The sequence below is a fragment of the Ekhidna sp. genome (assembly GCF_965247405.1).
GTDB lineage: Bacteria > Bacteroidota > Bacteroidia > Cytophagales > Cyclobacteriaceae > Ekhidna.
On the sequence record NZ_OZ252014.1, the window covers coordinates 228,326 to 238,953 of the forward strand.

Genomic DNA, 10,628 nt, shown 5'->3' on the forward strand with positions numbered 1-10,628 from the left:
GTTAGGTATGGTCAGAAGCCACCCTGTTTTGGATGTCTACTACGGACAGCTCAGAGCCTCGTGGTTTGTACCCATAGTCTTCCCCTACCAGGTGGATGGAAAGCCTGCATCTATCCAGGTCATCACGCACCATGCGGTCAAGTGCCTTGGCTTCTTTAGGAAGGCTGTGATCCGGCAGTACTTTGTACCCATGTCGGATCAACTCTCTTTTTATGATATCTCTTTGGATAACCATATCCACACCGGTACTTGCCAGATATACTGTTTTTTCTCTTGGAATGGTAGCATAAGCCCCTTCTCCTTCAGATAATTCCTTGGCATGAAGGACATGATTGATATCATAGGCCATATCAACCAGTTTCATCCAATAACTACGCTCTGCATCACTACCAAAAAAACGTGTAAACTCCTGGGGATCACCCGTTAACGGGTCAACGAGGTAGAAGTCGTAAGTGAGAAGGTCTTCCAGTTCTGGTAAATGCTCATCCGGATCAAATGGTCGTTTAAGTACCTTGAAAATCCTGGCTACACCGTCAGCTATTAGCTTATTTTGACTTTTCAGTTTTTTACCATGAGAATCGAGTCCTTTAATGACAACTTTTTCCCTGGCCAGATTTGGAGTCAAGACCGCCAAAATCACACTGTAGTTATCAAGATCAGGAGCTGAAAATTCAGATTCGTTGATGAGCTTGATTTCCGGATTTTCTCTGGTAATCTGATACATCAATGTAGAAAGGAATTTGTGAAAGTTGGTGACCCATCCTTTTACACCTCCTTCTATCTGAGCATCATCCTTTTCAGAGTAGATAAGTGCTATGGTTCGATTAGTGCTCATTTGCGCGATTAGGCGGTTTTTATATAGTGAATTAACTTATTTTTTTATAGTATCTCAAATGCGTTCGTCGAAATATCATCCAAACAAGGCATCTACAATTACCGGTTCTTCCTGATCTATCACTCCATTCATGATGTCAACCCAGCAATCCAGAATCTCGATATGTTTAGACATTAAGTTTACCAACTCCTCTTTTCTCATCAGTAAAAGCGTACATTCCGTTCGGGCAAGTGCAGTAAAAGAAAATGTGTCCGATTCAGTGATATTCTTCTCTCCAAATACACCTCCTTTTTCACGCTCTGCTACCTTATGATCACCCTCATAAATATCAATAGAGCCATCTAATACAATATACATTGGCTCTCTTCCGCCATCGCCTTCCCTTATGATCGTGGATCCCAGCTTTACACGTACTTCTTCCAGACATTCAGCCATGTAGGTGATCAATTCACCCGGTATCTGCTTGAACATCTCAATTTTTTTCAATTCAATAACCCGCTCAATGAACAGCAACTTCTGATGATATTCCTCATCTTCATTTCTGAAAACTGGTGGTAAGATCGCTTTATCCAGTTCTTTCTTAGTTATTGGTTTCAACCGCTTCGTATGTTCGTGATAAGCCTCTTTATTGATCAGATAGATTACGTAGGCAGCTGTCTGAAGTAGCAAAGGATCAGGATTAAACAGGTTTGCGATCAGGTCTGCTGTCACATGATTACCCAACTGACTAAAGCGATACATGGCCAATGCCTTGGTGTATCGATTAATTCGATTATAATCCCTGTTAATAATTTGAAGCAACAGGTCATCGTATGAATCGAATTCTTCCGGTGGATAGTGATTTTGTAAGCGGACCAAACGTTCATCGATCTTCAGCTCATCCACCACCGGGATTAGCTTGGGCTTAAGCTCCTCTTCAACAAAGATGTCCATCATCTCCACCGCAAAAGTGATGCTTTCCGATGTGCCGCTTTGAATGTTTTCTTTGGCAAGAAGTACACTCTGTGGGTCATAGATCATTGCCAGCAACATGAAGATGTTATCATAGTTTTTGATATCTTCTTCCACCATTGCCTCTTTGATGAGTTTGTCAAGTTCGTCTTCTTCTGGTATCTCTAGTGAAGATTTGATATTCCACGCAATATCCCCAATCTCCCCTTCCACAGCTATTTTGATCCTGGCTGCCTGGAAGTCTCTGGCAACAAAACCGATATAGCTAAGTGAAAGCAAAAGTTGAGATACAATTTTACGATCCGGAAAATCGATCTTTTTCCAAAGAAGTTCTGTAGCACCTCGTCCGCCTATTCGTCCCAATACCTGTATGATTCGTATCATGGTGGCGTGGTATTGGCCGGTCTTGTAAAAGGCAGTATCAATGTTGTGAAAAGCAGCCTCACCTGCAGCTTTCAAAGCAGACATAGCCACATTACTGTAAGTGGATAGATGAAGATTTTCGATCAGGATTGGCCATAGCTCAGGCCGTCTTACTTTTCCCGCAGTGATCATAGCTGCAGATCGCACATTTGGATTGATATCTCTGAGTAACTCGACGATGAACGCAACATGCCTGTCTTCCGTCGCTTTAGCCAATAGTCTGGCTCCTTTTTCTCTTTCACTTGCTTCAGTCGACCTAACCAGTTCTTTTATTGCTACATCAGTCAGATTAAAGTTTGCGGCATCCTGAAGCATTTTGAATGTGACATTGGCAACTTTAAGTACCTCTTCATTTCCTTCTGTCTTCAGGTCTTTTTCAATAATTTCAACAGCCTCCCAGCACAGCCTATCACCAAGTTTTTGATATGCATATGTTCTGATCACCGGTGATCGGTGACTCAGTAGATCCAAAAGCACAAACTCGAATTCGATTGGCTCTAACGTCTCAAACAAACGGAGCGCATTGATGATCCTGTCAACCTCCTTGGAGGAAACCTCCTGCTTTAGAATGTTTATGGTATTATTTTCATTTCGTTTCCCTTCTCCTTGTAGTCCAGCTTTTTGTTTCTCCAGCGTAGTTTTAAGGGTCTTTTTATATTCCTCAAATAGTTTTCCGGCCATATAAATAATGCCTGCTGCAAGGAATAATATGAAGTATGAGTAATGGATAAGTTTGAAGAAAACCAGTAATCCAAGCCCCATCTGAGCAGCACCCGCAAGGAATGTGGCAACCTCATTCACCACCCCTTCAATTCGTGTTTGTATATCAAAACGAATCTTGATATCAATTGGCAGGAAGAATAGTTTGAAGGCAGGGTTTTCAAGAGCATCTTTAAGTGCAGCGGTGAACAACTTACCTACAGAGATCAATACGAAGAACATGATGTACTCCGGCCCCTTCGTTTCATAACCAAATATGTGACCAACGATAATCGCACCTACAGTAAAAAGGATAAGAATGAGTGGCATAGTCATCAAAGCCACTTTCAAACCAAATTTTCCAATGATAATGTCATTAATAAAACTCTGAATCAGGAAGGATACAACGATCACGGTACCTGAAAAGAATGAAAGGAAGTTGGCCAGATCCTGCTCTTCCGGATACATCGTTTCAGTGGCGCTAAGAAACGTGTAGTCCATGAAGACGGCAGCACCCATAGAGAACACAAGAAAGATAGAAAGCAATCGCAGATATTTATCCTTTACCAGACTGAAAAAACTCACCTTCTCTACTTCTTCTCCCTTGAGTACTTTGGTTGCTTTATTCAGATTGTAGTTGATTGCAAGAAGGAGTGTGAATATGAAGACCCCTAAGGCTGCAATTCCTGAAACGAATAGTAGATCATATGTTGCATTAATGATAGTAGCAGTTAAAACCGGAATACTAAAGAATGCAATCATGGTTGCCATCAGCTGGCCGGTATCAATTCCTCCGATGATTCGTTTACTGGCACGTAAGTCAAACACCCGACCAAAAACACCCCAGAATCCCAGAAGAGTGATTGAGGTAACCGGACCTATCATTACAAATAAGATGAAAGGAATTAATTGAAATTGACCAGTGACCTCCGCATCATATCCTATAAACTCAAATGCCGCTCGAATACCACCAATAAACAATAGAATGACAAAGGTGGCTGAAATTACCAGTGTTGAAAAGTTGATTTTTCGCTGAAGAAATACGAACAAAGCAGTGGAAACAATGCCTGCAGCTCCGGCCGAGAAAAAGGCTTCATCTAACCACTTGTCACCAAGGACACTTAGAAATAAGGTTTCCGCACCAATTTGATAGGTCGCCAGGAGAATCCCCATAAAAAAGCCCTTGCCAAGCAAGAGCAACATTTGCTTCTCTTCACCTTCTTCTCCGCCTAAGAACTTTAAGAATGCTTTAACCACAGTGATTGATTTTACAGGCTTTGTAATTCAAGTTAGGTATTGTACCTGTAATTGTAGGAATAAATCAATAAAAGGCGGTACTTTTCAGCGATTTAACTTGAAATAGTACTATTTTTTCTTTCTTTTATTACTTTCCTTACTCGTACTTCTCCCTTTACGTTTCAGGTTAGCATCATAGCTAAATAAGTAAGCGACACCAATTGTGGCAAAGTTGTGATAGTACTCCATGTTTTCCCGATAATAATCAAGATCACCGGATGAACCACGAATGAGGTTAGTATCATCAGAAGAGTTAGTTGCCATATTACTGTGTTGCCAGGTATACCTGAAATCAACCTGAAGTCGTGATCCTCCTTGAATATCAAAGTATACTCCTCCGCCGACAGTAAGTCCAAACTGGAATCGATTAGGCTTACTTACATAGGCAGTGCTAAAATCATCAGGTGAAGCATTATCAGAATCGAATTTAATGGTATAATCAACAGGTAATGGATTTCCATCATCATCAGTCACCGGCGGAAATTCATCAAAGGCAGCTAAATCGTGTGTCCCTTTACCTCCAACCCAATAAGCCAGCCGAGGACCTCCATTGACATAGTAATGAAATGGCACCTTTCCCAAGGTTATCCGCAGCATAATCGGAGCTGATATAAAGTGGTTGGTCATTTGAGCTTTAACTAGCTCCCCACCTGTTTGCTTATCTGTAAGGTCTTTATGAACACGCTCATATAGCAATTCTCCATAAACAGCATACATATCGCTCGCAGTGTAACTTACTGCAAAACCTGCCTGCCAGTTTACATTTGAGGCTACATCAAATGAGTCGCTTTCATACGCTTTCTCCTGATACACATGATCAATATAACTCACACCCACCTTTGGTCCGAACCAATATTGACCATAGGAAGAAACTGTAAAAAGCATTACAGCAAAAACCGAAAGAATTGATTTTATCATCGCACTATTACTTTCACTTGTAATAATACGAAATCAAATTGAGTAGATTATGTACAAATCTGATTTCTTTGGATGTATAGGTGATTTTCGTAGTTGAATTGTAAGTATTACTACGGTAAAAAGCAGGATATTTGTTACGGGTAGTGCTAAATGCAATAATTTCTCTAATTTAGGGTTTAGATCAAAGGAATCATCACTACTTGAAACGATTAACGCTCTCTACGATGGTTTGTGTGAAAGGTGGAAAAAGAATTTCCCTTGTAGGCCTACTTATCACTTTACTTTTCTCCGCTCAAGCCCAGCAACCACAAGTTTATAATCAATTCTTCATGAATCCCTATATGTATAATCCCGCATATGCGGGTGTAGAGGGACACGCAGCTGTTTTCGCAATGTACAGGGATCAGTGGACGAACGTTGAAGGAGCTCCCCAGATTTCACATTTAAGTTTCCATGTACCCCTTCAGGGAGGAATAGCGCTTGGTGGCGCAGCTTTTAATATCACCCAGGGCCTTTTAACAACCTCTGCGGCTAAAGCATCGGCCTCCTATCTAATCAATATTGATCGCACACATTTTCTGCGTTTTGGAATGTCACTCGGTGCAGGAATTAACTCTGTTAATATCACGGAATTCGATTCTCCGGGTGATCCTGCTTTCAACAATTTTCTGGATCAATCTACCTTCTTCATCGGAGATTTTGGAGTAGCATATCATTTTGGCCATTTTAATGTGGGTGTGGCACTTCCCAATCTATTTAGCTATAATCCCATCACCCAAAAGGAAATTGCAGACGTAGAATTTTCCCCTCAGGATAATGTTCTATTCAAAATGAATTACCGTGGGCACATCAATGATGACTTTGCATTCGAACCTCACCTTATATATAGGTATAGCAATGTGATCCCTCATCAATATGAAGCCGTTTTTATTGCGCACCTATATCACATTGTTTGGGTGGGGGCGTCATATAGACAAGATGAAGGAATCATCGGGTTAGCAGGTGCTAAGGTCAAAGAAAAATTTGCATTTGGCTTCTCCTATGAAATGGGTAACCCGGAGATTTCCTCTGAGCTAGGTCCTACTTTCGAAGTAAACCTTGGTTATCACCTGGGAACTAAGAAAGAACACGCTGAACACGTTTCTTCTTTTATCAAGAGTCATAGATTGTCTGCGGAAGAAAGGGCCAGAAAAGCCGAGCTGGAAAGACAGAAAAGACTAGCAGCACTTCAGCAAAGCAGAGAAACAGAACCTGATGATGATGATGCTCTTTCCATTGCTAAACCTACAGTGCTGGATAATCCAGACCCTGAAGCTGATGTTCCTACTGAACGTGCAGACGATTGGGATCATCAGGAAGATCATGAAGAGCTGACGAGAACCAACCAGTTTGGTGAAGAAGAACGTGGTATACGACTAGAGAAGCCATCTGCTGATGGCGATAAGAATGTGGTAATTAGCTGGGTACCTACAACAGAAGCAGCAAACATGACAGTAGCGGCAGATGGCCACCTGGAAAGAACCTTGCCAGATGGTTCTAAAGAAGTCGGTGTTAAGTATGAAAAAGTAAATCCTGATGGTAATATTGAGCACGTAGTGAAGTGGGATAAGGCAATTAGTGAATCACAAGCTGCGACCATTACTGACAACCCTGAATTAACTGAAGAGCAACAGGATGAAGTTGCCAAGGGAAATCCTGAATTAACCAATGACTTTAGAACGCATGATGAATTGGGAGAATCCAATGATCATGTTGTGACGCGAAGAGGTAATCACTTATTAGAACTTCCTCCGGGTAACTATGTCATCGGAGGAGCATTCAATGATTTTAATAATGCCGAAAATTACAGTGATACCCTGTTTCAAATGGGATTCCACGATACGAAAGTGGGGTATAATAGCGGCAGAGGATATTACTACGTTGTAGTTTATGAATCTGGAAGTATTAATCAGACCAGAGCTAAGAGAGACGAATTCAGAAACATCCCGGAGCTGTCTAAGGCCTGGGTGCTACAAGTGACCGAATGATGAGGAAATTAATCACACTTATACTTTTTTGTCCTGTAATGGCATTTGCTCAGAAGCCATTCATCAACAGCATCTCTCCTACCCATGTGGAGGTTGGTGAAACCGTGACGATTTCAGGATCTAATTTCACAAATGTGAATCGTGTCTTCTTTGGAGGGGTATCTGTTTCGGGCGGAAGTATATCTGTTATTTCTGATAATTTGGTTGAAGCAACAGTTCCTGCTGGAGCTACCAATGGCTCTGTCATTGTTCAAACCACCACTGACTTAATAGCCGAATCCAGTCAGCACTTCTTTATCAGTTTCAGTGGCAGTGGGGCAACTTCATGGAAAGCGGAATTCCTGGAAAGTCTTGCTCCAGAATCAGATGTTTATGACTTGTGTTTATGTGATCTTAATAACGATGGCCTAAACGATGTGGTGATGACACACAATGGCAATTCGGGTGTAGAGGCGACCATTCTTGAAAACCAGAGCACCTTCGATACCGAATCATTTGTAGAACGAACATTTACCAACAACCCTGATAACCTTACCGGGTTCATATCTACCACCTGCGCAGACCTTGACAATGATGGAAATCAGGATGTGATTTTCACGACCAATGATGGTACAAATATCAAGCACATATATGTGTACGAAAATACAAGTGCAGGGACTGTATCACTTTCAAATGTTAGTGGTTTGACATTGCTCCTTCCTGATGATGGCAATGGTGATAACAGAGTACCCCGTAGAGTCAAAGCATCAGATATTGATGGAGACGGCCTGCTTGATTTAGTTGTTGGGAACGAGAATGACAACACAATCCATATTTATCCTAATACAAGTTCAGGAGATGGAAATTTTACTTTTGATTCAGAGGTTGAAATTACTGTAGGTGGGGCTACCTCTACAGGCGCTTTGGATATTGGCGATTTTGATAATGACGGAAAGCCGGATATAGTTATCATCCCGGCTTCAAAATCCAATGAACTGATTTATGTATTAAGAAATCAAAGCATTCCTGACAATATTAATTTTTCAACTCAAGCAACAGTAGGTTCTGCTGACCAACGAAGAAATGTAGTTATCGGAGATTTTGATGATGATGGTTTAAATGACTATGCAGTCACTGCAGACCGAACAATTAGTAGCACATCTGGTGTGGAAGCAGTAGAGGTATTTAGAAATACTACCTCTGGTACAACCATCTCTTTTACCTCTGCGGATTTAATCACCATACCAAGTAACCTTCCGTGGGGTATTGATGCAGGAGATTTAAATGGTGATGGCTTATTGGATCTTGCAGTAGCTTGCGTTGGTGGAAATATTTACACAATAAATAATACCACTTCGGGCAGCCTCAGCTTTGGAACACCATCAGCACTTACTACCGGAGTTGATGCGAGAAATGTACGTATTGGGGATTTGGATATAGATGCTCGCCCCGACCTGGCCTATTCTCATGATATCAGTTTGTCCTCCATAGGTGATTTAGGTGTTCGGTTGAATAAGACGTGCATTGAGCCTGTGATAACTCCTGACAACTTGGAATTCTGTAATAATGATGCTTTTACCTTAAATGCTACAAAATCATTAGGTACGTATACCTGGGAAGTAATCGCAGGTACAGGTGCTGATCCGGTAGATACGGATTCCGATGCAGAATTTATAATTACGGCAGGAGCATCCGCTACTGTCAGAGTTACATTGACATTAGGTGGTTGTGCTGAACAATCAACTGCAGACTTCACACTAATCGGAGGAGTTCAACCCACTCCCCCAACCTTTGGTGCTGATGATTTGATATGTGCAGGCGATGATTATACCATAACGGCAGCCGGCGGTCCCTTTGCGGAATATATTTGGACACGACCAGACGGATCTGAAACTACCACAGCTGTTGGCACGCTGGACATAACTAATGCCACAATAAATGACGGTGGAAGCTATACTGTCCGTGCCAAACCAGCCTCCGGATGTTACTCTGAAGAATCTGCAGCTTTTGTTTTGGAGGTTTCTCAAGCTCCTTTATTGGAAATAATTAACAACAATTTGGATGATTTTTGCACTGGCACGTCTGTCAGTCTGGAGGTCCCTGATTTTACCGGAGATTTCACCTATGAGTGGCAATTAGATGGCACTGATTTTGGAGTAGGGAATGTATCCTCAATCTCCACCAGTCAGGAAGGGGATTATTCTGTAGAGGTGACAGATGTAAATACATGTTTAACGGAAACTGCTACATACACAATCAACTCGGTTGCACTCCCAACTTCGGTCGCAAATGGCCCATCAGAAACGTGCGTGGATTTTCAAACTTCTTTCACCTCTGCTTCAACAGGCGAAGGTGCATTCACCCTTCAATATGAATGGGTTGTGGAGGATGCAACTGATGCTGTGATACATACAGCCACTACTCAGGATTTGGACTTTACGTTTCCTTCAACCGGAAACTATGAGGTAATTCTAAATACAAACTACGATCCTGCAGAAGTATATGCTGGTCCAAATCCAGGAGATATTTGTGTGAGTTCAGACCCAATCGCAGTGACTGTTTCAGCCGCGCCATCTATCACTTTTGATCAAACAGATTTAACAGCCAAATGCCAGGCTGAGTCGCTTACCGTTGGCCTTTCGAGCCCGAATTCTGCTACCATTCAATCATATACCTGGACAATACGTAATGCACAAAATGATACCCTTATGTCTACTGCATCAACTAGTTCGCTGGATGTGACAACACCAGTAGGAGTAGATACAGTATGGGTGGTAGTTGACATCACCACTACTATTGGGTGTCAGGTAAAAGACAGCATTCGAATTAGAAACTTCCCTTCTGATTTAGATATTAGCTCTGCAGATTTTACTTCAATTCTGGAGTTTGATTCCGCATTGCTGGAGGAGGCAACATCAATAACGCTATCCGCTGATAATGCGGTTTCGGATATTTCCTGGGGACCGGACCCGGAACAGTTCAGTAACCCTACTGAAGCCAGCACGATTTTCTTTCCACAAAATCCAATGAGCACTGTCACATTAACTGCCACGGATAATAATAATTGTGCTGTCTCAACGGAAGTACGAATAGTATTGGATAACATACGTCCAAAAAGAACCTTCTCTCCTAACGGAGATAACATGAATGACTGTTGGGAAATTCTTAATATCGGAGACCTGGGTGAAAGTGCCGGATGCAAGGTTTATGTCTTTGACTCAAGAGGAAGAAAAATATCCACCAAAGAAGACTTTATCGCAGGAGATAATTGCGTCTGGGATGGAAACTTTAATAGCTCACCCGTTCCAGAAGGAGTTTATTATTTTGTAATGAAATGCGAGGATGCTAATTTCTCCAAGTCTGGAAGCATTTTACTTGCCCGCTAATCCCAATAAACTTTAATTTCGACCTCAAAATCAGGAAGTTTATCTAAAAACTTCCTTTAAATAATTATATTTTTTATTGATATAGTTCATATTCGTCCTATACGCTTAACTTTA

5 protein-coding genes are annotated in these 10,628 nt (G+C 41.6%); 2 read left to right on the top strand and 3 right to left on the bottom strand.

The features are described 5' to 3' along the window. Position 1: 1 nt before the first annotated feature. The 3 genes from ACP14Y_RS00940 to ACP14Y_RS00950 all read right to left on the bottom strand — a co-directional run bounded on the left by ACP14Y_RS00940 (position 2) and on the right by ACP14Y_RS00950 (position 5,122). The gene (locus tag ACP14Y_RS00940; RefSeq protein ID WP_424961096.1) at positions 2-835 is read right to left on the bottom strand and encodes a DUF4062 domain-containing protein; all 834 of its coding nucleotides are present in this window, start codon (positions 833-835) and stop codon (positions 2-4) included. Positions 836-910: 75 nt separating this feature from the next. Then, positions 911-4,165: a cyclic nucleotide-binding domain-containing protein gene (locus tag ACP14Y_RS00945; RefSeq protein ID WP_424961097.1), complete on the bottom strand. Its 3,255-nt coding sequence runs from the start codon at positions 4,163-4,165 to the stop codon at positions 911-913. Positions 4,166-4,273: 108 nt separating this feature from the next. Beyond that, a complete protein-coding gene (locus ACP14Y_RS00950; protein WP_424961098.1) occupies positions 4,274-5,122 on the bottom strand; it encodes a porin family protein in 849 nt (282 codons plus the stop codon). 200 nt (positions 5,123-5,322) lie between these two features. On the opposite strand from ACP14Y_RS00950, the gene ACP14Y_RS00955 reads away from it, so the two are divergent. Next, on the top strand, positions 5,323-7,149 hold the full coding sequence (locus tag ACP14Y_RS00955) for a PorP/SprF family type IX secretion system membrane protein (protein ID WP_424961099.1): 1,827 nt from the start codon (positions 5,323-5,325) through the stop codon (positions 7,147-7,149). Beyond that, a complete protein-coding gene (locus ACP14Y_RS00960; RefSeq protein WP_424961100.1) occupies positions 7,146-10,514 on the top strand; it encodes an FG-GAP-like repeat-containing protein in 3,369 nt (1,122 codons plus the stop codon). The genes ACP14Y_RS00955 and ACP14Y_RS00960 overlap by 4 nt, the downstream gene beginning before the upstream one ends. Positions 10,515-10,628 lie beyond the last annotated feature (114 nt).